The sequence below is a fragment of the Vibrio sp. YT-17 genome (genome assembly GCF_033337375.1).
In the GTDB taxonomy this organism is placed as follows: Bacteria; Pseudomonadota; Gammaproteobacteria; order Enterobacterales; family Vibrionaceae; genus Vibrio; species Vibrio alginolyticus.
Map to the genome: position 1 here is coordinate 1 of NZ_JAWOQP010000198.1, position 1,039 is coordinate 1,039.

The following is a 1,039-nucleotide window of genomic DNA, read 5'->3' on the forward strand; positions in this document are numbered from 1 at the left end:
CGCGGGCACTACAATTGAGTACAAAGTGACGGCGACGGTAAACAACAATGCAGTTGGTGAAATCCTCAACTTGTTGACCGTTGACGGCTATACTGTCAGTGCGAAGACGAAAGCATCGGCAGAGAAATACGACTTCGAAAAACACATTACCCGCTTCTTAGGTCAAGGCGGTGTTACTTCATTGAGCGGCGGTTACACGCCGGGCGGCTACATTGAGTATGAAATATCGCTCGTTAACCTTAACAACGTGCACATGCAAAACATGCCGATTAAGGATGAACTTAGCGCAATCAAAACCCAATACTTAGATGGCTCGATGGGTGCTGCGTTTGACTCTTGGACCATCACGACTCAAACCGATACCAGTGGTATCAGTGAGCCGGGGTCGGTCACGGATAACCGCGATATTGACACCCAGTTTAACCTTGCAGCAAATAGTTTCGCTGTTGGCGGCACTTTCATCAAATATACGGTGAAAGCAAAGATCAGCGAGAAAGCGGTTGGCCAAATCTTAAACGTGGCGGTTATTGATAACAGTCATAACCTAGTTGCTGAGCCAGCCAACATGCTGCCTTCTGAGGTAAGCAAATCCCATAAAGCGTACACGGATTCGTCTTTATCAAGCGAAAAGCTGACGTACAATCACACGTCTAGTGGTGAAAATATCGTGTACCGTCTGCGCCTCCAAAACAATGGTAAAGGACTGGAGTACAACAAATCACTGCAAGAGTTATTCTCTAGCATCAAAGTCCGAGTGGCACAAAATGCGGCTCGAGAATCAGACGCGCAGAGTTTACCTGCGTTTGCTGCGCACGGATGGGAAGTGAGCGTGAAAACTTCTGGTGAAGCAACGACGGATATCGGCGGCTTTGTTGGTGGTGCAAATGCGGATATCGATATTCCAGTTCTATCTATTGCGCCGGGCGGTTGGATTGAGTTTGTGATGAAGTCACGTATTCGTCCAGACGCTTTGGATCAAATTGCTTCGACGCCGAAATACGACGGCAAGAACTTCGCGACAGCTCGTGTGGCACCGGAA

At 48.3% G+C, this 1,039-nt stretch carries 1 protein-coding gene; it reads left to right on the plus strand.

Translation table 11 applies throughout. The features are described from left to right. Window positions 1–1,039, plus strand: a 1,039-nt coding sequence (locus tag R7F67_RS24905; protein ID WP_318057541.1) for a hypothetical protein, incomplete at both ends; no start/stop codon positions are given.